The organism is Sporolactobacillus putidus (assembly GCF_014647035.1).
In the GTDB taxonomy this organism is placed as follows: domain Bacteria; phylum Bacillota; class Bacilli; order Bacillales; family Sporolactobacillaceae; genus Sporolactobacillus; species Sporolactobacillus putidus.
Window position 1 is genome coordinate 351,464 of the sequence record NZ_BMOK01000001.1, and the last position, 20,275, is coordinate 371,738.

Sequence of the window (20,275 nt, forward strand, 5' to 3'; positions counted from 1 at the left end):
CAATTTCAGCCAGATGGAAGGATGCATAATGGAACTGCTTCAGCTTAAATATTTTCAGACTGTTGCCCGCCTGGAACACATGACGCATGCTGCTAGAGAGCTGGCCATTGCGCAGCCATCTCTGAGTCAGACGATTAAGCGCCTTGAGAGTGAAATCGGCGTCCCCCTTTTCGACCGAAAAGGGCGCCGAATAAAATTGAACGGTTACGGAAAACTGTTTTTGAAAAAGGTGGAAACAGCCCTGTCCATTCTGCAGGAGGGCAAACGGGAAGTGTCCAACCTTGCGCAAGTAAAGAATGACCGTATCGCCCTTGCTGTCATGAGAACGCCGATTATTCCTGATCTACTCAGCAGTTTTCGGAAAAAACATCCCCTTGTCCGATTCCGGGTCAAACAGATTTCCCGGGACAACGTCAACAGACAGCTGGAGGCCGGAGATATCGACGTCTGCATCACACCTTACCCCCGCGAACGAGAAAGTCATTTCAATTGGCAGGAACTGATGACTGACGAGATTTATCTTGTCGTGCCGAAATCACACCCTCTTGCCTCAGAGAAAAACGTCAGCCTCAGGGAAATTGCTCATGAACCCTTCATTTTAAAAGCAGGAGGAGCATTCCGCGAAACAACGGATGCCTGTTGCAGAATGGCCGGTTTTCAGCCGGACATTGCATTTGAAGTCGATGATTCACTCTCGATCCGCGGTCTCGTCAGAGAAGGACTGGGTGTGGCCTTTTTTTCTTCGCTAACCTTGCGGACAATTACGGATTCAACCATCGTTCCGCTAAGAATCAGTCAGCCGCATTGTTTCCGCACCATCAGTCTGGTCTGGAATGAAGACCGTTATCATTCACCGATTGCAGTGGAATTCCAGCAATTCGTCACCCGGTATTTTGCCGACCTGAATCTCTAATGATCAATGCTGCTGTGAACCGGTGCGGCATTTTTCTTTTACTAAATTCTTATTTGTATAAACTTAAACTGCCTGATTCCGCCCCTGCGCCTGTGCCGCCTTTTTTTGGCTTCTCCACCCCGAGTACAGAACGGCCGCGATAATCAAGGTTACGACGGGCCACTCTATCCAGTTCTCCAGATCGCCAAGCAGATCGCTTACGGCCGGCTCGGCAAACAGCATCCGTCCTGCAGTCAGTGCAAGGATGGCCGCGCCTAAAAAAATAATCCAGTGAAACCGGTTAATCAGCGCCAGGATGATCGCGCTTCCGCCCATTAAAAGCGGCACACTGATCAGCAATCCGAAAATAACGAGAAGCGGATCACTCTGGGCAGCCCCCGCAACGGCAAGCACGTTATCCAGTCCCATCAGCGCGTCGGCAACGATAATTGTCCGGACGGCTGCCCAGATGCTCGTTTGCGCCCTGATCTTCTTCCCATTCCCCTTGCCACCATCCGGACGGAGGAGGCGACAGGCAATCCAAATCAGCACCAGGCCTCCCGCCAAATGAAGACCGGGAACCATCAGCAGATAGACGACAATCAGGGTGCACAGCGCACGCAGCGCAACGGCCCCTGCCGTTCCGTAAAGGATTGCACGCGAACGCTGGCGAGCGGGGAGCCGGCGGGCGGCCATGGCGATCACAATCGCATTATCTCCAGCAAGGAATAAGTCGATCCCGACAATAATGACGAGAGAATACCAGAATTCCGGCGAAAAAAATTCCATAGATAAACGGACCTCCTGTAATGTTGCCTTGATAACTGAGATGAAGAAGCGGGTTATCGGACCTCCCTCAAGAGGACACCAATAAATCGGCCGCGCACGTGCTGGCAATGTGCTGTTTTTTTCTCAATAAAAAGACAGCCGCTCCAACGTCTGATGGAAAGGCTGTCTGCATTAAAAAACCTTTGCCCTTTTCATCCGTTCGAGGCAAAGGTCTCGCCAGCAGCGTCACCGCTGCCAGGGAAGGCCGGGGATACTCCCGTAATGACGGCGCTTCTCTGTAGGCTACTCCCCTTTTAAGAGAGCTAATTTGCTTGTTAAATTGATTGTATAATAGACTCCCCGTTGTGTCAATAAAACCATCAGTTCTTTTCATTCGGAAGAAGATGATTCTTATAGGCATAAATGGCTGCCTGAGTGCGATCGGAGACCCCCAGTTTCCCGAAGATGCTGCTGACATGTGTCTTGACCGTTTTAATTCCAATAAACAACGTTTCGCCGATTTCGGCATTGCTTTTTCCGGACGCAATCAGGCTCAGGACCTCGCGCTCCCTTTCTGTCAGCTGTTCGAACGGCCGCGGCTCTTTGTGCAGACCCGCAACGAGCTTCTGCGCCACTTTCCCGTCAATGACCGTACCGCCTCCCTGAGCCTTGCGGATGGCTTGTATAATTTCTTCTGCAGACGCGGTTTTTAAAAGATAGCTTATGGCTCCTGCTTCTATGGCCGGAAATACTTGCGCGTCATCGTAGAAACTGGTCAGAATAATAATTTTCCGCCTGGGGTCTCTCGCCAAAATGTTCTTCGTCGCTTCAATCCCATCTCCATTTTCCATGATCAGGTCCATCAGAATGATTTCGGGCGCGAGCTTTTTATCCAGCAGGACAGCCTCTTTCCCGCCGGATGCCTCACCGACAACGTCAATGTCGCTCTCGGTCGACAGAAAGGCCTTCAGTCCCTTTCTTACCATATCATGATCATCGACAATCATCACCCGGATTTTATTCATCTTCGCTAACCCTCTCTTCTTGTATCGGGACACGGATATGAATGGATGTTCCCTCTCCTTCTTGTGTCGTCAATACAAAGTGTCCGCCAATTTCCGCTGTCCGCTCGCGCATGGTCTTCAGTCCGTAGGATGCAACCTTCTCTTTCGCCGGATTAAAACCGCGGCCATTATCAAATATGTTCAGAACAACGGATTGTTCCTTCACATAGAGCGCCAGTCTGACTTTCGTCGCCTCCGAATGTCTCAGAGCATTGGAAAGGGCTTCCTGGCTGAGCAGGAACAGATGATTTTCAATCCCTTTCGACAAGCCGGGGATCGGATCGACCGAAACTTCGAATTGAATCGGTGTCTTGCCGTCAAGCTCATGGATCAGACGCTCAAGTCCTCTATCAAGCGACTCGCCGCTCAAACGAACCGGGCGCAGGTGAAGCAGCAGTGCGCGCATCTCGCCCTGCGCCTTCCCGGCAATATCCGATACGTCCGCAATATTTTCTGCAGCTTTCTTCGGATTGGTAAATATCGTTTTTTCCGCGGCCGATGCAAGCATGGCCAGGGCGAACAGCTGCTGGCTCACCGCATCGTGCAGATCCCTTGCGATCCGCTGCCTTTCCTCGGTCACCGCCGCATTTTTGACCTTCGCATTGATCTCGACATTTTCATCTGCGAGTTTCTGCAAGAATTTCACCTGTGTGTCGATCTTATCCGCCAGCTCATTCAGCGACTGTTCCACCTGCGAAATCGTTCCCTCGTTCTCCGTTTTTATCCGAGCGGATAGTTTCCCGGATGAGAGCGTCCGGATAAACAGATCCATGTTCTCCATCCGGTTTTTGATCAGGCGGTAATCCTTTGTAAACAGCCTTGTTCCTGTAAACAGATTGGCAAAAAAGCTTAGGAAAAACGCCAATGTACTGATCAGCAGTGCGTGAGGATCCGGAATATAGAAAAAGAACAGCTGCATCATTCCGAAAAGCAGCACAGAAGAGAAAAAGCTCGACGTCGCCTGAATTTTAAACGTTCGGATTCGATAGTTGGACATCGGCATCACACCTGACTGATCGTCAAGTCGATCACTTGAAAATCAAATTTAAAATCAATCTTCCGGACCGTCTGATCGTAATTGATCGTTTGATAATCGATATTTTTCAGAATCCCGCTGTGCTCTTCACCCGCTATTCTAACATCGCCGACTGTCGCTTTGACACTGACCCGAAAAGGGACGTCATCAGGAATGGTGATCTTGATGTCTCCGACCCAGCCTGATAGCGTTATCGGGATGGTTTCTTCGGGAATAAATGCTTTTGTAAAATCAAAATTATAGTTTACAATTTTTACCCGCTCATTGATCGGCCTGACCGTCCAGTTTTCCTCTTTATACGACGCATCGTGGATAAATTTAAATGACGTGCCCGGTCGATCTTCCCCGAATGGTTTTTCCTCGTCGTCATCCAAAATGACATTCACCCGGCGTTTTTTATTTTTGTTTTTACGTTTCCTGTTCACCATCATCCCTGGTCCTTCGAACAGAAGCGTAAGCCCGAAATAGATGATCAGGTAAGGCCACAGTTTCCAAAAATCCTGCCATTGAAAGGAAACCTTCCCCCAATCGCCCGCCAGAATCAGGCCACCGTAAATCAGAAAGAAAAGCCCCCAGAAAAAACCCGGCCTTTTTCGATGCACGAGCGGCACGATAATCAGCAGCATGCCTAATAGAATGAATAGATAGGGTAAAATTCCGACGGGCATCGACATTATTCCCGGGGAAATCATATTAAGACTATCAAGAAGCCAGTAACATCCCAGCAAAATTACCATTAAGGCGATTAAAACTTTACCAAACGGCATTCAGCTCAATCCTTTCAGTTAGGAAACCTCTATTCCTACTATACAGAGAGCCATTACACATTTCTATAGACTGAATACGTTTTTTTTCTCCGTCTTGAGACGGATTATAAGCGGCGGGATTCATCCCGTTGCTCTGCCGTGATGCAATGGGCATCATTCGATCCCGAATCCGACGGGCGGACGCCCTTCTACTGACGACTTTCTTTCTCAAGCCTCTGTTTTGTATAGACCAAGGTGAACAGTGAACCGGCCCCAATTCCGGCAGCCAGAAAAAGCAGGAAACTCGCCGCGCTGCGGACGCCGAGGGCGCCCGCGAGGCTCATGATCAAGCTCTGCGCGGCGAGAAGCGCGAGGATCAGCCTGAGAAAGCTTTTCCTCCTGAAACGGCCGGCAATCGGATACATGCCGGCCAGCGCCTGCGGGAAAGGGTGGTACCACAGTGGCAGCAGCTGCAGGCCTGTCAGATAGACCACTGCCGCTGCCACAAGTGCCGTGTAATAGCCGTTATTGATAAAAAAACAGATGAGCGCCCCTGCCGCTGTGAGCCTCATGTAAATACCGAAATAATCATCTGCGCGAAGAAATGTTTTAATGAACAGCTGACGATAGACGTTTTCTTCGCCAAACGCACGTACTGGGAAAAAAGCGCTGATCAGCCTTCTTGCTTTGACACGATGTCTCAGTCTCGGAACATCCGTAAAAAGATTAGCAAAGCGAAGAAATTGCATCTCCTGTCTATTTTCCATTTCAATTACCCGGTCCCACTTTAAAAGGGAGCGGCCGGCCTGGCGATGAAACAGGAAAATACCGGAAAGCAGCATGATAATTGCGCAGACCGCAGCCACCACCCCGTTCAGGTCCCCGATCAAACCGTATAAAAACAAGAATGACAGCCCGAAACGGAGCATTTTCAGCGGCACGATGCCGTCGATGGACTGTTCCTGCCAGCGGCAGTCGATGTTCCACCCCTTGACCGCAAAAACGGCGGCGGCCACAATCCAATAAGATGCGGTTCCGGCAGAACTCTTCGCATAGAGCGGCGCGCAAATCAGCAGAAAGAAAATAAGAAACGCGCTTTGAATAATAAAACTGTATAATTTGCTCATGCGGAAATAGCCGCCGAGCTCCGCTTCGACCGGAAGAAGAAACACCCTGTCTGCAGGCCGCATAAATGTGCGGATCGGCGAGCGTACGGCAGGAACAGATAAAATAGCGGTTACCATCAAGGCGGCGGGAAAATCTTTCGGCAGACCGTCAAGCCAGCGTTTATAGTAAAACCCTCCGATAATCACGATCGCGTAAAGAACAAACATAAGACCGCTGTTTTTGCCGATCAGATTCCAATAACGCAGCTGCATCCGAAAATTATCGGCGCGCCTTCTCCGCCAGAGTTTGATCAGTTCAGCCATTCTGCCCTCCCCCTTGCCACGGCCAGATAAATATCATGCAGCGATGCCTTGCTGTCGCCGTACCGCTGCCTGATTGCTTCGATTGTGCCCTGGATGGCAATTTTCCCCTCGTGAAGAATAATGAACCGGTCGCAGTACTGTTCCGCCGTTGACAGGATGTGGGTCGACATCAGTATGGCCGCGCCCTGGTGCTTCATATCCTCCATGAGATCCAGAAGGGACTGGATGCCGATCGGATCAAGCCCGACAAAAGGTTCGTCGACAATGTACAATTCCGGCTGAATGAGAAAAGCGCACATGATCATCACCTTCTGGCGCATGCCTTTAGAGAAATGAGTCGGAAACCAGTGCCGCTTCTTTTCCATGTGGAAAAGTTCCAGGAGACGGGCGCTTCGTTCTTCGTAGGTCTTCCTGTCCATGTGGTAGGCCATCGCACTTAACTTCAGATGTTCTTCAAGCGTCAGCTGTTCGTAAAGTTCAGGCATCTCCGGGACATAGGCCATCTTCTGCCGGTAAGCAAGCTTGTCTTCTTTAACCGTTCGCCCCTTCACCCGTATTTCGCCTTCAAACGGATCAAGCAGACCGAGAATGTGTTTGATCGTTGTGCTTTTGCCCGCTCCGTTCAGGCCGACTAGACCGACGAGTTCGCCTGCTTTCATTTCAAAGGACACATCGTGCAGCACAGGGCGCTGATGCGAGTAGCCGCCGCTGAGATGTTCCACGGATAAGATCGTATTCATATGTTCACACCTGCCGTTTGCTTACTCGTGATAAGTTTTATTTTTTCCTTCTTATACAAGTCTAACAAAAAAAAGCGCGAATCGTAAATTCCGACCCTTCTCCCGAAAATCCTTTTTCTTTTTACCAATTAAAAACAATCCGCTTAATCAGTTGTGTTAAAATAGAAACAATTCATGAAAGTGCTTTATAAGCCGCATGATGATTGAAATGAGACAAAGAAGGGATGAGCCACCATGTCAGATGAATCAAACTGCATATTCTGTAAAATCGTTGACGGCGAGATTCCGAGTGCGAAGGTATATGAGGATGAAGATGTATATGCCTTTCTCGACCTCAGCCAGGTCACGAAAGGGCACACGCTGATTATACCGAAAGTGCATCAAAAAGACATTTTCAACTTGAATCCGGATGTCGCCGCAAAACTGTTCCGCCGTGTTCCGCTCGTTGCGGCCGCAATCGGCAAAGCCTTTCATCCTGCGGGGCTGAATGTTCTAAATAATAATGGCACTCTGGCGGGGCAAAGCGTCTTTCATTATCACATCCATCTGATTCCGCGTTACGACGAAAAAGATACGTTTACGTTCAGTTTCAAGTCACATGCGGAAGACTATTCAAATGAGCAGCGCTCGGCTATTGCCCAGGCGATTGCTGAAAATATAAAAGGTGAATAATCGTTTAGAAAAATCGAATGTTTTTCAACAAGTTTGCCTTTTCAAAAAAATAAGTGTATAGTGTTTGTAAAATCTTGCGGCAGGCTGTTAGGGCACTGCCGGAGAACGATCAGTTTAGCTTGAGGAGAGATCAGCGTGAAACTTCAGAATTTAATTATCGTCGCTTTGTTTTTGGCCATCGGAACCGTTCTTCATACAGTGGTTCCGGGGCTTCTGTTTGGTATGAAATCCGATCTTTCGCTTGTGATGCTGTTCCTGGCCCTTTATTTCTTTGCCGATAAAAAGAGTTTTCTGATTATCGGCCTTGTCGCCGGAATTCTGGCCGGAATAACGACAAGCATGCCGGGAGGATTTTTTCCGCACGTCATTGACAAACTCGTTACTGCGACAGTCGTTTTCTTCCTTTTTTCGGCAATCGCGCCGCATCTTTCAAAGATTCCCAAATACGTTGCCGGGGTTGTGATCGCTGGTTTGGGAACGGCTCTCAGCGGCACGGTTTTTCTTTCAATGATGATTTTATTGTCCGGATTGAACCATGGGACCTTCCTTGGACTTTTCGTCACACTGGTTCTGCCGACGGCTGCCGTGAATGCCGTTCTGACGGCGATCCTTTTCCCCATCATCGTCCGAATTGCCGAACGCAGTAATGCCTTCCGTCCAGGTGCCGGAAAGGCCCTACACTGACGGGGAACCCGGCGGGATAAGACGGGTGAAAAAGCCCTGCGGACTGCAGGGCTTTTTAATATGCAAAGATACTGACTGATAGAGTGATAATCGAACCCGACTAGGTTATAATAAGGATAGTCAAGATTATCTGAAGAGGTGAAACGCTATGGGAAAATTTATATCGTACACGATCGGAGCCGCAATCGGCGGACTTGTCGGCGGTACCGTTGTTCTTCTCGTAACGCCGAAAAAGGGCGAGGATATTAGAAACGACATTTTGCAAAGGGCTTCCGCCATTCAGCAGCCGCTCAAGGATGCCGCCAACAATCTGAGTACGGTCAAAGACCGCGTTTTATCGATGAAAGATGAAAGCCTTCCCGTGTTAAAATCGACGGTGTCGGACATCGGCGAACTTTTGAAGGGATGGAAGGAAGACGTTCAGCCTTATCTGACCAAAATCAAAAATAACGTCGTTCAACTCGAAGCTGCAAAAGAAAAGCTGAGCAATAAGCTCAGGTCTAACTCTCCTGAAAAGAAGCCCGGTGAAGAAGAAACACCTCCTTCTCTATAATTTCGAAGTTTTGCCGAAACCAAGCAAGTATAATGCCGCTTTCCAAAAAACGGAAAGCGGCATTTTTTAGTGTCCGGATGTGTGATCCGGAATTCGGCGGCCCCGGAAAGGGTCAAAGTGCCCAGACACCGCCACGAAAAACGGGTTCCCACTTGCCCGACACTGTTTGTCCGTCAATATCAAGCCGGTTTGAGCCGATCATAAAATCCACGTGAATCAGGCTGTTATTCGCACCATGCACTTCCAGTTCCTCCTCGGACATTTTAGTCCCTCCGTCCAGACAGGTCGGATAGGCTTTCCCGATAGCCAGATGGCAGGAAGCATTTTCATCGAAAAGTGTGGTATAAAAAATCAGACCGGATTTGGAAATGGGGGAATCATTCGGCACAAGCGCCACTTCTCCAAGATAATGAGAGCCTTCATCCGTGTCAATCAAGTGCCTGACCACTTCCTCCCCTTGTTCAGCCTCCACCCGGACAATCCGGCCCTCCCGGAACGTCAGGGACAGTTTCTCGATCAGTACGCCTCCATAATTCAGCGGTTTGGTACTCGTCACCGTGCCATTGACGCCTGTCTTCAAGGGGAGCGTATATACTTCCTCAGTCGGAATATTGGCAACGAACGGCGTTCCGCTGCTGCTCATTGACGCGCCGCCGTCCCAATGAGCAGCGGGATCAAAAGCGATCTCCAGATCCGTTCCCGGCGCCCGGTAATGCAGTTTCCGGTATTTTTTCCGGTTCAGTACCGACAGTTTGTCCGCCAGATTCTTCTGATGTTCCTTCCATGCCTGTATCGGATCCTCGAGATCAACTCTTGTCATTTTAAAAATAACATTCCACAGGTCGCTGACAGCGAGCTCCCTTATTTTCCCGGGAAACATCTTTTTCGCCCAGCTGACAGTCGGATAAATCAGTATCGTCCAGCTGACACGATCGGACATACGATAATCATAGTAAGCATCCAGCGCTTTCCATTCCGTCTCTTGATCGACCGCCGACTTGTGCGGATCAATTCCATCAGTGACGCCAATCCCCGGCGTACGGATATCAATACAGGCCGCGCCCCTTTTGACCAGAGTTTCAAGACCGGCCGCTTTCCACACCGGATAATCACGGAGCACATCCTCAGAGACATATTTTAAACGCAGATGATCTAGCTGATCATCCGTCCAATTAAAATAGACGCGCTTTGCGCCCGCCTCATAGGATTTTTCTGTCACAATCCTGACAAGCTCCGCCGCATCGATCGGGGCCTTGATAATCACTTCCTGCCCTTTCTGAACATTCGCCCCGACTTTAACAGCGAGATCAGCATATTTTTCCAGTTTTTGTGCAAAGGTTTTCATTTTCCCCGTCCTCCATGTCATTGAACTTTTAAGCAGACTGCCGGCCGCTTTTTCTTCAAATGCATCCAAAGTTATTTTATCACTTTACGGACGAATATACGCAAACCCCGGCACCGATTTTCATGGACCCTTCCCGCAAAGATGTCTCAATGCCTCTGATGGACGGTAAAAGAAACAATGTTCTTTGGGAGATCGATCGTTTCAGCCTGAAGATAGAGCCGGTTCTGTATGCTGATCTTTGTCAGATCGATATAGATCTGCTGCTTGTCCGGCTGGAAAATAACCCAGTCCGGAAAACCCGCGCTGATTTTTAAGAAATTCAGGACTTCTCTATCAGGAAGTTTCAGATTGCCAAGCCGCACATTGGATTCTTTCAAAATAATCGCTCCATTGCTGACGACAGGATCAAATGTCAGTGTGAATGGAATACCGGTAAACAGCAGTTTATAATCCCCTTTCAGAACAACCCTGTCACCGATGGTCACCTGATACGACAGCCTGTTATTCTGATTTCCTCGTATCTGATCATTAATCATATTCTGCAGCTGCAGCTTATTGGCCTGAACGGTGAAAATAGCGTTTCCACCAGTCAATTTTGAAGGGATAGGTTGTGATGTTCCGGAGAATCCTGACGTCAGCAGACTGAAAAGCAAAATTATAGTCAGCAAAATCATGAAAAGCAGTGCGAAAAAAGCGGCTTTCCATAGATTCTTTCGCCTTTTGTCATTCATCAACAATCTTTTTTCATTCAATTCCGACGTTGCCCCTTTCCGAGCGCCAATTTTTTAATTAAATTTGGAAAATACATCATTTCGGCATCTTAAATGATCCAGGTATGCACCGTTCGAATTTATTAATTATAGCGCATTTTCCGGCGGTTTCCGAGTATTGACAAAATCTTTATATTTTTTCAGAACCCCTTGTTTATACGGCATCGCGACTTTTTTCGAATGGCTGAGACGGATGAATTGGTGAATTACCTCGACAAGCCCGCCTTCTTTCGGGTAGAATGAACAGTGTTGATGGGGAGCGATCCGGTGCATGCTCTATTGGCAGCCTAATTTTCACGGCGGGTGCGACGGATTAAAATAAGTTTCTTCGAAGATTCTGTAGAGAAGCGATTGTTCGAATCGGACATCCTTTAGAAGGGACTAATTCAAATAGGAGTGGACATAGTGAAGAAATTAATCATTGTTTTTGCCGCGCTGCTTGGGCTCTCCGGCCTTGCAGCTTGCGGGAACAGCAGTTTGGGCAGTGCCGTTGTTGTCCAAACCAAAAGCGGCAATATTACGGAACAGGATTTTTACAATGAACTGAAAACAAGCAGCAACGGCAGTCAGATCCTTCAAAACTTGGTCTATGAAAAACTATTATCAAGCAAATACAATGTGTCGCAAAAAGAAGTCGATGCAAAGTATAATCAGGTTTTAAAAACTTTTCCTGACCGGCAGTCGTTTGACGCGGCACTTGCCCAGAATAATTTGACTGACAGCCAGTTCAGGCGCAACATCAAGGATTCCCTGATGATGACAAAAGCGCAGCAGACCGGCATCAAGGTCACCGACAAGGCGCTGCTTGACTATTATAATAAGAACAAGGCTCAGCTTACCCAGCTGAAAGCGAGTCATATTCTCGTCAAAGACCAACAAACGGCGGATTCCATTCTTCAGCAGCTGAAGAGCGGGGCTGATTTTGCCACACTTGCTAAGAAAAATTCGATCGATCAGGGGACGAGCGCGAAAGGCGGAGAACTGGGCTGGTTCCAGGCTTCGACAATGGTTCCGGAATTCAGCAACGCGGCAATGAAATTAAAAGTCGGCGAGATCAGCAATCCTGTCTATTCGAAGACGGACGGCGGCTATCACATCATCAAGCTTGAAGGAAAAAAAGATGCGTTCAATCAGATCAAGTCGGAAGTAAGATCCGCCTATCTGACAAGCAAGCAAAAATCCCAAAGCCAAGTTATGCAGACTTTGATCAAGGATGCCGATGTTCAGGTTAAGGACAAAAGTTTCTCAAACTTGTTCAATTCCACGACTCCTTCATCAACTTCAGCACAGTAACGGTAAAAATCAAAAAAAGCAGCCGCTGAAACGCTTATCCGTCAGCGGCTTTTTTTTTCAGAATCAGTTGTATCTTTGACCTTGTCTGCCGGGCAAATCGGGGGGCTCTCCGTTCAAAGCATGGCCTTCGGATCTTTGTTTCGGTTACGCCGCTCTTTTTCAGCCTCCATCCTTTTCATATAAACGCTGCCCTGTTTTTCGACCCACTCATCATCAATTTCTTTATCTTCCCTGGAAATGGAAAAAGCCTGGTAGCCACTAAAGAGAATACCGGCAATTAACAGATAAACCCACCAGGCCACACCTTCGATTTTGGAAAGAATCGGATCAATCAGGCCGAGCTGCTGCATCATAAATAACATGAAAAGCAGAACAACGGCATATAAAGAACGTCTTACCTGTTTCATTTTCCAGCCTCCTCCGCACAATTTCAGGTTTTTCAGCAATCCGGATCGTCTGATTGCGCCCTAATACCCTATTTTTATGCGCAGGTTCGGACAAATAGTACGGTCTGTCACTGCTTATCCTCGATACTGGACGGAAAAGCAGAGGACTCATCCCCGTCATCCCTATCGAAGGAGGGGCGATACAGGGAGCGGTTGTTCAGTGCAAAGACGCGCTCCGAGAATTCTCCCGGTCGCGTTTTCCGAATTGCCCGTGTCATGATGTTCATTTTGGCATCCATGTCGTCCAGTATATGAAGAATTTCCGCTTCCTTGAAAAGCGGCGGTTTCGGACTGCCCCATTCGGGATTCTCGTGATGGCTGAGCACCATATGCTGCAAAAGGAGCACTTCTTCTTTTTCGGCCATTCCCATCTCACCGGCCACTTTGCCGATTTCGTCAATCATGATTGAAATATGACCGAGTAGATTTCCCGGAAGGGTATAGCTTGTTGACGTGACGCCTGATAATTCCTTGAGTTTGCCCATATCATGAAGGATGATGCCCGCGTAGAGCAGATCGCAGTTTACTTCCGGATAGAGCTTGGCGACCGCCTTGGCCATGTCCAGCATGCAGCACACATGATAGGCGAGACCGGAAAGAAAATTATGATGAATGCTGGCTGCTGCCGGATATTCATAAAATTCGCGATGGTGTTTTTTCAGGAGTGCGCGTGTCAGCCTCTGAATCACCGGATTTTTAATTTCAAAAAGATACTGTGTTATTTTTTCGTCAAGAGCCTCTATTGAAAGCGGAGCCGCCATGACCAGTTCGGATTTTTTGACCGAATCATGTTCGTCCGCGAGACGGATGGTGCGGATTTTAAACTGATTCCTTCCCCTGTATGACATGATATCCCCTTCGGCCAATACGACCGCGCCGGAAACATAGTTTGATTCATCCTCCGGCGTGCATCCCCAGAGTTTCGACTCAATATCCCCGGATTTATCCTGCAAAACAATGGTGAGAAAAGGTTTTCCATTGCTTGCCGTTCCTCTTGTGACGGTTTTAATCAATAAGTAATCACGGACATGTTCTCCCTCTTTATAAAACGCGATCCCTTTCAACTTTCCCATTCCCTTCATAAGTGGTACGCGGCCGAATTTTCATTGAGATATCCTCGAAAACGCATAACGGAAACCCCGACCCGAAAAGTCTCCTACTTCGCCTGATCAGGAGCCTGCAAAAGTTTTTCTCTTGGCGGTGCCGGCACAGATATAATAAATGCCACGCCGTCTCCGCTGTTTTCAACCTTGATCCGCCCCTGATGATGCAGGACGATACGGTTGACGATAGCCAGGCCAAGCCCGAACTGGCCCCCTTCTCCTTTTTCAAAGGGTTCAAACATCGCTTCCATTTTGTTTTCGGGGATCGGCCGGCCGTCGTTTTTAACAATCAAGATTGTCTCGCCGTTCCGTTCTTCTGCAATCATCCATATGTTTTGCTCCGCATAGCGCAATCCGTTCTCCACCAGATTTTCGAAGACCGTCTGCCACTGCTCCTTGTCACCCCAGACGGCTGTTTCTTCCCCCTGAACATGAATCTTGATGTCCGGGCGCTGAGTCATCAGGCGTTTCTGAATGAACAGGGCAATCTCGCCGAACGTCATCCGGGTAAAGTGAAATTTCTGGCTTCGCAGAGAATCGAAACGCGTAAAATAAAGCAGTTTTCTGACCCTTTTTTCCATCTGTTCCGATTCATGAATAATGACGTCCATGGAATCCATAAGATCTCCCTTTGGGTAGATTCCGTCTTTAACGGACTGGGCGTAGCTGTGCACAACCATGATCGGGGTCTTCAGTTCATGAGACGCCTGCTGGAGGAAAACTTTCTGCGACTCGTCGTATTTCATCAGGTTCAGCCGCATTTTTTCAAACTGCGAAGAAAGCCGTTCGAATTCATAGTCGCCTTTCCATTCAAATGGTTTCTCCCAATTCAATCGTGAAATTTCTTCGAAACGGCTGCCCAGAATGTCCAGGGGGCGTTTTAAATAGCGTGCCAGCCAGAATGCGATAAAAAGGCCCAGAATGCCTGTCAGGATGAAGATGAAGATCAGCCTGGCCCAGAGTTTATGCATCAGTTCATTAGTATACGTATTCCACATGTAGGAAATGAGATAACCCGTTTCAAGATTGGCATTCACACGCCGTACGACATAGTACAATGTCGAACCGTGATAAACCAGTTCGTAACGCTGGGAGCCCGCTTTCTGCCGCCGGATGCGAGCCTTCATCTCATTGAAAACGGAAGCCGGGATCGGATTGCCGAGAATCTGGCGGTAATTCGAGTCGATCAGCAGGTTGCCGACCGCCTTGACCGCCTGCTGGCGATCCAGAAAGCCGGAACCCGAATTATCGACTCCATAGTTTCCCGAATCCTGGTGCAGCACATTCTGCAGCTGCTCCTGCTCAATCGTCTCAAAAGAGTCTTCTTTCAAAGCGCTCTGAATGGAGTAAGGATAGACAACAGTCATGATGATGCCGATAATCGATACAAGAAGCGCAAATGACAGCCAGATGCGCCTTGTCAGTGTCCATTTGAACATCAGGACACAACCCTGTATCCGGAACCGTAAACTGTCTCAAGCGACAGGCGGCTCAGTTTTCTCCGGATTCGCCGGACAACATCGTCAACCGCACGATCCGATCCGACATAGTCTTCGCCCCATACTTCTTTGAGTATATCCCTTCGCGACTTTGCGACGTTAGCATTTTCGACAAGGTACAACAGGACATCAAACTCCTTTGATGTCAAATCAATGACCGATTTTTCTTCGTCAAAAACTTTTCGGCGGACGACATCAATCTGATACTTGGAAATGGACAGAAGATTTTCATGAAGCCCCCCGCCGTAAACACGGTGCAGCAGCTTTTTGGCGCGAATGACCAGTTCTTTTGGCAGAAAGGGTTTGGCCAGATAATCGTCGCTGCCGAGTTCCAGCCCGATGATTTTGTCAAGATCCTGGTCTCTGGCCGAGATGAAAATGACGGGCTGTTCCGAATGGTTCTCCTTGATCTTCTGAATCAAATCATATCCGGACATGCCCGGAAGCATAATATCAAGAATCCACAGGTGAACACCGTTATGCATGAATTTGATTGCTTCTTCGCCTGTCCGAAAGACGGAAACGCTCCATCCCTCTCTTTCCATATAAACCTTCAGAATGGAGGCGAGGCTTTCCTCATCCTCGACAAGATTAATTTGAAAGGCAGTTTCGCTCATTTATACTCATCCTTATTCCGCTCAAAATTCCCGCACTATCAGTAAACTTGGCTTCGCCAAGCCTTTGGCGCTGGCGTTGCCTTAGTTTCGGGGGCCAGGACGGCCTAATGCCGAACATGCCGCAGGACGCGGCGATCTGTTCAGTCGCTTATACTATAATCCTTCAAAAATTTATACTATCTTGTAGTATAAATTAAATTATACCATGTGGCCCTGCAGCGCGTGATAAATGAAACAATTTTCATATTTTCGGACATGCCGCACCCGGCTTTTTCCCGCTGCACGGTTTGTTTACCGGACGGCTTGCCTGTTCTGTCCGGAAAGTGAAAGGACGGCAGACGGATGACCCTGCAGAAATGCAGAATCGTGGCACGTAAAAAGGATCACTTGGCGGCGGTTCGATATTTTTTCCAGGAGCGAATAGACACGCTCGGCCCTCGGACGGTCAAAGTTGACAAACCCTTCATCAATAATCACCGGCAGTGATTCACCGCTGTCAAAAACCTCTGTCAAAGCCAGGCGAAGCGACAAATACAACTGTTCGGCGGTTCCCCGGCTCAGTTCGCCCGCGAGAAAAGTCCGGCCGTCCCTGCGTTCTACGGCGAATCCGTTTTCATCATTGAGATTCAGGGATATGTAGGCTCCGCCCGTTACCTGCTCAAAATAGCGTTCTGCTTCTTTCAGCACTCTCGGCAGCCTCTGTTTACGGTAGTTGTCCTTAGTTTTGCCTATTGCCCATTCGGCCATCCGGCAGACAGCCCACTCCCTGGCTTTGCTGTTGACCTCGGTAAGCAATGCATGATAGCGGTCCAGTGTATCGCGGTATGAGTCGTTGTCTACCATGCTCCGGGACTCCGCCTTTTCTTGAATCAAATGCTCCCTGACTGCTTTCAGCTCTTCCTCCAGATCCGACAGACGTTTTTTGAGTTCTTCTCCCGTGATCCCGTCCCACTTGCCTTCGTTGAGATCATGAAAATAGCGATTCAGATTTTCTTCATTTCCCGCCAGTTCGAGCATGTGCATCTGCCGATCATTCCTTTTTTCTTTCAGCTTCTGAAGGCGGTCATAGCGATCGGCAGATTCAAAAAACTGTTCTTCATCGGCAGCACCCGCGAGTTCGAGCAATCGGTCCTGTTCCTTGTAAAAACGGTCAAGCTTCTTTTTCAATATCTGTACCTGTTTCAGATTAGTATCTCGCTGTTTTTTCAGATCCTGAACCTGCCGCTGTCTTTCCTTCTCTGTATTGTATCGTTTTTCCAAAAAGGCGGCATCACCTCCGGGTACGTGAAGAATGTCCGAAAGCCGCTCTCTTTCCCGTTCAAATCGTTCATGTTCCCCCCGCCTGTCCCGGATACGGGCTTCAACGACCTTAATTCTGTTCAGGAGGGCCTGCGCCTCATCAACCAGCCGCACAATGTCTGCAGCCCACTCCGGCCGTTCCATTCTGTAACCCTTTGTGGCAAGCCATTCCTTGAATTGACGATTTTCCTCACCCAGATCCTTTTTAAGAGCTTCAACGTTCAGAAGCGCTTGTTCACAGGCCCTTTCAGCCTTGGCAAACTGTTCACGGATAAAACTCAGTTCCGCTTCATAACGACTATCAACTGCTGGCCCAGTTTCATTCCTTGTGGACGACGGGATGCCGTTTTTCGACGCCAGCCTTGACGTATAGACAAAGAGTCCGCTGAGCAGCAAGCCGAAGAGAAAAATGAGAACAGCCGCTGCAGGGGTGAGCAGAAAGTAGGAGATCACGGCAACTAGGGCCGTCACAGCAAGTGCGGGTACGATCATCGGAACAGAAAGCGGGCCTGGGTTAACCCCGGTCCGGCCTTTCCGCTCATGTGCCCGCTTTCCTCCGTTTTCTTCCCCATGTTCTTTTTCCAGTGCTTCCAGACGATTTTTCAGCTGCGAGACCTCCTCTTTTCGGCCGGCAAGATCTCTGGAAGCGTCGGACTTCGCTTCCGCCAATACCTTCAATCGCTCTGTTTTTTCCTGCAACTGATGTTTGAACGCAACATCCACGGAAGCCCGGCTCAGCGCTTCTGCATCCCACCCGGGCCCGAGATTCTTCAGCACGCCGGCGTATTCGGTTTGATCTTTCCGCCGGTCATCCTCCAGCAGGACTGTTTCCCTGAGATTTTGTTCGTCTTTTACGGCTTCACGAAACAGTGCCGTAAGATTCCCCTCCTCAGAAATCCAGGAATCATCGACATGAACCGACTTAATCGATTCGTTCAGCTGCTGTATCCGGTCCGCGAGGCCAGCCGCTTCGTCCTTCGCAGCAGCAATCTGCCTGTGCCAGTCATTATACTGAATTCTTCCGTTTTCCGGAAAATGGGCGACTTCCCCCATGCCTTTGATTTCATCTTCCAGTGCGCGGTAACTTATGATGATTGGCCGGATCGCGGAAAAAGCGGTCCATTCCTGATGGCGCTGCAGGGCATCCTTTCTCTCCTGGTCGAGCCGCCGGATTCTCGCGTTTTCCCGATCGATCTTCTCCTGAATCTGCCTGAAAGCATCCAATTTCTTTTCATGGTTTCTCATTTCTGTCCGAAGCCTATCCAATTCATTGAGGAGGTGATTAATTTCAGGATTTCTTCCGCCCTTTTTGAAGAGGGCGCCACACCTTTTCCCCAGTTCCTGTTCCGCTTCCGCAAGCTCCCGGCTCCCGATCATCCCCGCTCCAAGCAGAAAGTCGTTCAGATCGGAAGGTTTCATTTTTTCAATGCCTCTGAGTCCCTCAAGGTCGAAGCAAAAGACGCTCTGATATAACAAACGGTCAACCCCGTGAAACTGTGCATTTACGTCGCCTATCCCGCTGCTGCCGGTAAAAAGGCGGGGGTCCTCTTTTTCTTTATACATCCTCTCGAGTCTGAACTCGTGCCCGTCTTCACCCTGAAAAGTCAGCGCTCCGCCAAGCCGGTTCTCTTCATTATTTCTAAGCCACCTGGCAAGCGAATTTTTCTGGGGATAACCGAACAGCGTGTTAAGCATGAAGTTCATCAACGTCGATTTTCCCGCTTCGTTCCCGCCATAGATGATCACAAAGGAAGAATCCGGCAAAACGATTTTCTGATTCTCAAAACGGCCAAACTGATTAATGTCCAATGATCTGATTTTCATTTGCCCGGCGGCTCTGTTTCAGCAAAACCGCGCCTCACCTTCCTTCGTTCATGATTAAGTCTGACAGCCGGGACAGCGATGAACGTCTGTATTTTCGTTCCCTCCTGCGGCCTGAAAGCCTTCATCAGCTCATCCTTCCGATATCCGGAAGAAGTTTCTCAACAAGCAGCTGCTCTGCTTCCTGTTTAATCTTCTCCTCCTCCTCACCTGTAAGCGGGCTGAGATAACGTCTGCCGGCATGGTGCCGGTAAAGCACGGCTGCCGCTTCTTCCAATGCTCCCTCCGTCTCAATCAGCCTGAAAAGATCCCCGATAAAATGCGGGCTCCGCAGCAGCTCCTCCCGATTCCAGTCCGCCCTGACCGTTATATCGCCGGAATTCAGCCAGACAAAATCGGGCCTTTCCTCTTCACCATCATTCGTTGCCTCAGTGAACTCCCGAATGAGATCATTCAGCTCGCTTCGATCCTGATCCGTGTCGGAAAAAGAAAAATCCGCACGGAGAAAGATGCCGCATTCATCGCTGCGGGCTTCTTCCTTGGTACGGTCGAGCACCTTTTCCAGATTCTCGGCCGTGATCCGGCCGGTCAAAGCAATCTCCTGCCTCTTCCATAAAATGTCGGCTGTCGGAATAAAACGGACATGGGCCCCCTGACCGTCCAGTTCGACAAGTGATGCTCCTTTATTGCCTGTTTCCTTTACAGACAACCCCTGGATATCGCCCGGATACCAGATCGGCAGCGGAGGGGACAGCTGCTGCCGCTTGTGGATATGGCCAAGTGCCCAATAATCAAACGCTTTTTCCGCAATCTTTCCGACCGAAAAAGGTGCATAACGGCCTTCGCCAGCCGCCGACCGCTCTGCGCCGTGAAGAATGCCGATGTGAAAATCTGCGCCGTCTTTCCTGATGTATTCCGCGCCCATATCTCTCGCCACCCAGCGCTCAGCATAGCTGAACCCATATAAATGAACAACCTGGCCGTCCTGCTTCCGGTATGGAATCATCGCCGGAAAAGTCGGGAAGACATGAACATTTTCCGGAAAATCAAGTCTGTTCCACGGATCATCCAGATGATCATGATTTCCAAACACAAGAAATACCTGGATTCCCCCCGACTGAAGACGTTTCATGGATTGAATAAACCTTTTCTGGGCCAGCAGGCTGCGATGGCTTTCGTCAAAAATATCGCCAGCAATGATCAGAAAATCCGCTTTTTCCGCCAATGTTCTGTCAATCAGCCGGCCCAGGGCTGTAAACGTGCTCGCCTTCACGCGCGCGTGCAAGGGTGCGGGGAGTTCCGAAAGTCCTTCAAAAGGCCGGTCGAGATGCAGATCGGCGGCATGAATGAAACGAATCATATCATGCATGCTCCCTCTCTTTAATTTGTGCTTGTCTTATATTTTAGCATATCTTCCGATCGATCACACGTTCTCTTATACCGAAAAAAACCAGGCAAAATGCCTGGTTTCATGTAGAAATCCAGATTATCGGCAAG

The 20,275-nt window shown here is 49.0% G+C and carries 20 protein-coding genes; 5 read left to right on the forward strand and 15 right to left on the reverse strand.

Annotated features, from left to right (window positions below; all coding sequences use genetic code 11):
* Positions 1 to 28: 28 nt before the first annotated feature.
* On the forward strand, positions 29 to 913 hold the full coding sequence (locus IEX81_RS01750) for a LysR family transcriptional regulator (RefSeq protein ID WP_188801257.1): 885 nt from the start codon (positions 29 to 31) through the stop codon (positions 911 to 913).
* A gap of 63 nt (positions 914 to 976) precedes the next feature.
* Here IEX81_RS01750 and IEX81_RS01755 read toward each other — a convergent pair whose 3' ends face one another.
* The 6 genes from IEX81_RS01755 to IEX81_RS01780 all read right to left on the reverse strand — a co-directional run bounded on the left by IEX81_RS01755 (position 977) and on the right by IEX81_RS01780 (position 6,676).
* Positions 977 to 1,681 (reverse strand): TerC family protein, encoded by a 705-nt coding sequence (locus IEX81_RS01755; RefSeq protein ID WP_188801259.1) that lies wholly within the window; start codon positions 1,679 to 1,681, stop codon positions 977 to 979.
* Positions 1,682 to 2,040: 359 nt separating this feature from the next.
* Positions 2,041 to 2,685 (reverse strand): response regulator, encoded by a 645-nt coding sequence (locus IEX81_RS01760; RefSeq protein ID WP_188801261.1) that lies wholly within the window; start codon positions 2,683 to 2,685, stop codon positions 2,041 to 2,043.
* A complete protein-coding gene (locus IEX81_RS01765; RefSeq protein WP_188801263.1) occupies positions 2,678 to 3,721 on the reverse strand; it encodes a sensor histidine kinase in 1,044 nt (347 codons plus the stop codon). Before IEX81_RS01765 ends, IEX81_RS01760 begins: the two co-directional genes overlap by 8 nt.
* 5 nt (positions 3,722 to 3,726) lie before the next feature.
* A complete protein-coding gene (gene liaF / locus IEX81_RS01770) occupies positions 3,727 to 4,527 on the reverse strand; it encodes a cell wall-active antibiotics response protein LiaF (RefSeq protein WP_373292311.1) in 801 nt (266 codons plus the stop codon).
* Between the two features lie 188 nt (positions 4,528 to 4,715).
* On the reverse strand, positions 4,716 to 5,936 hold the full coding sequence (locus IEX81_RS01775; RefSeq protein WP_188801267.1) for an ABC transporter permease: 1,221 nt from the start codon (positions 5,934 to 5,936) through the stop codon (positions 4,716 to 4,718).
* On the reverse strand, positions 5,924 to 6,676 hold the full coding sequence (locus tag IEX81_RS01780) for an ABC transporter ATP-binding protein (protein WP_188801269.1): 753 nt from the start codon (positions 6,674 to 6,676) through the stop codon (positions 5,924 to 5,926). Before IEX81_RS01780 ends, IEX81_RS01775 begins: the two co-directional genes overlap by 13 nt.
* 234 nt (positions 6,677 to 6,910) lie before the next feature.
* Here IEX81_RS01780 and IEX81_RS01785 point away from each other — a divergent pair, with 234 nt between their 5' ends.
* The 3 genes from IEX81_RS01785 to IEX81_RS01795 all read left to right on the forward strand — a co-directional run bounded on the left by IEX81_RS01785 (position 6,911) and on the right by IEX81_RS01795 (position 8,585).
* Entirely contained in the window at positions 6,911 to 7,348 is a 438-nt protein-coding gene (locus IEX81_RS01785) for an HIT family protein (protein WP_188801271.1), read from the forward strand.
* A 135-nt stretch (positions 7,349 to 7,483) separates the two neighbouring features.
* Positions 7,484 to 8,032 (forward strand): tryptophan transporter, encoded by a 549-nt coding sequence (locus IEX81_RS01790; protein ID WP_188801273.1) that lies wholly within the window; start codon positions 7,484 to 7,486, stop codon positions 8,030 to 8,032.
* Between the two features lie 148 nt (positions 8,033 to 8,180).
* Positions 8,181 to 8,585, forward strand: a complete 405-nt coding sequence (locus tag IEX81_RS01795) for a YtxH domain-containing protein (RefSeq protein ID WP_188801275.1) — start codon at positions 8,181 to 8,183, stop codon at positions 8,583 to 8,585.
* A 112-nt stretch (positions 8,586 to 8,697) separates the two neighbouring features.
* Here the strand turns inward: IEX81_RS01795 and IEX81_RS01800 are convergent, their stop codons facing one another.
* Positions 8,698 to 9,930: an aminopeptidase gene (locus IEX81_RS01800; RefSeq protein WP_188801277.1), complete on the reverse strand. Its 1,233-nt coding sequence runs from the start codon at positions 9,928 to 9,930 to the stop codon at positions 8,698 to 8,700.
* Positions 9,931 to 10,076: 146 nt separating this feature from the next.
* The gene (locus IEX81_RS01805) at positions 10,077 to 10,682 is read right to left on the reverse strand and encodes a YpmS family protein (RefSeq protein WP_229727425.1); all 606 of its coding nucleotides are present in this window, start codon (positions 10,680 to 10,682) and stop codon (positions 10,077 to 10,079) included.
* Between the two features lie 423 nt (positions 10,683 to 11,105).
* Between IEX81_RS01805 and IEX81_RS01810 the strand changes: the two genes are divergently transcribed.
* Entirely contained in the window at positions 11,106 to 11,993 is an 888-nt protein-coding gene (locus IEX81_RS01810) for a peptidylprolyl isomerase (RefSeq protein WP_188801279.1), read from the forward strand.
* Between the two features lie 113 nt (positions 11,994 to 12,106).
* Here IEX81_RS01810 and IEX81_RS01815 read toward each other — a convergent pair whose 3' ends face one another.
* From IEX81_RS01815 to IEX81_RS01840, 7 genes are all read right to left on the reverse strand, one after another.
* Entirely contained in the window at positions 12,107 to 12,400 is a 294-nt protein-coding gene (locus tag IEX81_RS01815) for a sporulation YhaL family protein (RefSeq protein WP_188801281.1), read from the reverse strand.
* A gap of 107 nt (positions 12,401 to 12,507) precedes the next feature.
* Positions 12,508 to 13,512: a 3'-5' exoribonuclease YhaM gene (gene yhaM / locus IEX81_RS01820; protein ID WP_188801283.1), complete on the reverse strand. Its 1,005-nt coding sequence runs from the start codon at positions 13,510 to 13,512 to the stop codon at positions 12,508 to 12,510.
* An 83-nt stretch (positions 13,513 to 13,595) separates the two neighbouring features.
* The gene (locus IEX81_RS01825; protein WP_188801285.1) at positions 13,596 to 14,981 is read right to left on the reverse strand and encodes a sensor histidine kinase; all 1,386 of its coding nucleotides are present in this window, start codon (positions 14,979 to 14,981) and stop codon (positions 13,596 to 13,598) included.
* A complete protein-coding gene (locus IEX81_RS01830; protein ID WP_188801287.1) occupies positions 14,981 to 15,658 on the reverse strand; it encodes a response regulator transcription factor in 678 nt (225 codons plus the stop codon). Before IEX81_RS01830 ends, IEX81_RS01825 begins: the two co-directional genes overlap by 1 nt.
* 291 nt (positions 15,659 to 15,949) lie before the next feature.
* On the reverse strand, positions 15,950 to 18,781 hold the full coding sequence (locus tag IEX81_RS01835) for an ATP-binding protein (protein WP_188801288.1): 2,832 nt from the start codon (positions 18,779 to 18,781) through the stop codon (positions 15,950 to 15,952).
* The gene (locus IEX81_RS16665) at positions 18,778 to 18,906 is read right to left on the reverse strand and encodes a hypothetical protein (protein WP_268239280.1); all 129 of its coding nucleotides are present in this window, start codon (positions 18,904 to 18,906) and stop codon (positions 18,778 to 18,780) included. The genes IEX81_RS01835 and IEX81_RS16665 overlap by 4 nt, the downstream gene beginning before the upstream one ends.
* On the reverse strand, positions 18,906 to 20,138 hold the full coding sequence (locus IEX81_RS01840; protein WP_188801291.1) for a metallophosphoesterase family protein: 1,233 nt from the start codon (positions 20,136 to 20,138) through the stop codon (positions 18,906 to 18,908). Before IEX81_RS01840 ends, IEX81_RS16665 begins: the two co-directional genes overlap by 1 nt.
* Positions 20,139 to 20,275: the final 137 nt, after the last annotated feature.

What these genes read in the sequence shown, in the direction of transcription:
- IEX81_RS16665 (WP_268239280.1), bottom strand. Translation starts at nt 18,906, where the DNA reads ATGAAGGCTTTCAGGCCGCAGGAGGGAACGAAAATACAGACGTTCATC.
- IEX81_RS01825 (WP_188801285.1), bottom strand. Translation starts at nt 14,981, where the DNA reads ATGTTCAAATGGACACTGACAAGGCGCATCTGGCTGTCATTTGCGCTT.
- IEX81_RS01800 (WP_188801277.1), bottom strand. Translation starts at nt 9,930, where the DNA reads ATGAAAACCTTTGCACAAAAACTGGAAAAATATGCTGATCTCGCTGTT.
- IEX81_RS01780 (WP_188801269.1), bottom strand. Translation starts at nt 6,676, where the DNA reads ATGAATACGATCTTATCCGTGGAACATCTCAGCGGCGGCTACTCGCAT.
- IEX81_RS01760 (WP_188801261.1), bottom strand. Translation starts at nt 2,685, where the DNA reads ATGAATAAAATCCGGGTGATGATTGTCGATGATCATGATATGGTAAGA.
- IEX81_RS01765 (WP_188801263.1), bottom strand. Translation starts at nt 3,721, where the DNA reads ATGTCCAACTATCGAATCCGAACGTTTAAAATTCAGGCGACGTCGAGC.
- IEX81_RS01830 (WP_188801287.1), bottom strand. Translation starts at nt 15,658, where the DNA reads ATGAGCGAAACTGCCTTTCAAATTAATCTTGTCGAGGATGAGGAAAGC.
- IEX81_RS01775 (WP_188801267.1), bottom strand. Translation starts at nt 5,936, where the DNA reads ATGGCTGAACTGATCAAACTCTGGCGGAGAAGGCGCGCCGATAATTTT.
- IEX81_RS01835 (WP_188801288.1), bottom strand. Translation starts at nt 18,781, where the DNA reads ATGAAAATCAGATCATTGGACATTAATCAGTTTGGCCGTTTTGAGAAT.
- IEX81_RS01750 (WP_188801257.1), top strand. Translation starts at nt 29, where the DNA reads ATGGAACTGCTTCAGCTTAAATATTTTCAGACTGTTGCCCGCCTGGAA.
- IEX81_RS01795 (WP_188801275.1), top strand. Translation starts at nt 8,181, where the DNA reads ATGGGAAAATTTATATCGTACACGATCGGAGCCGCAATCGGCGGACTT.
- IEX81_RS01840 (WP_188801291.1), bottom strand. Translation starts at nt 20,138, where the DNA reads ATGATTCGTTTCATTCATGCCGCCGATCTGCATCTCGACCGGCCTTTT.
- liaF (WP_373292311.1), bottom strand. Translation starts at nt 4,527, where the DNA reads ATGCCGTTTGGTAAAGTTTTAATCGCCTTAATGGTAATTTTGCTGGGA.
- yhaM (WP_188801283.1), bottom strand. Translation starts at nt 13,512, where the DNA reads ATGGGAAAGTTGAAAGGGATCGCGTTTTATAAAGAGGGAGAACATGTC.
- IEX81_RS01755 (WP_188801259.1), bottom strand. Translation starts at nt 1,681, where the DNA reads ATGGAATTTTTTTCGCCGGAATTCTGGTATTCTCTCGTCATTATTGTC.
- IEX81_RS01785 (WP_188801271.1), top strand. Translation starts at nt 6,911, where the DNA reads ATGTCAGATGAATCAAACTGCATATTCTGTAAAATCGTTGACGGCGAG.
- IEX81_RS01815 (WP_188801281.1), bottom strand. Translation starts at nt 12,400, where the DNA reads ATGAAACAGGTAAGACGTTCTTTATATGCCGTTGTTCTGCTTTTCATG.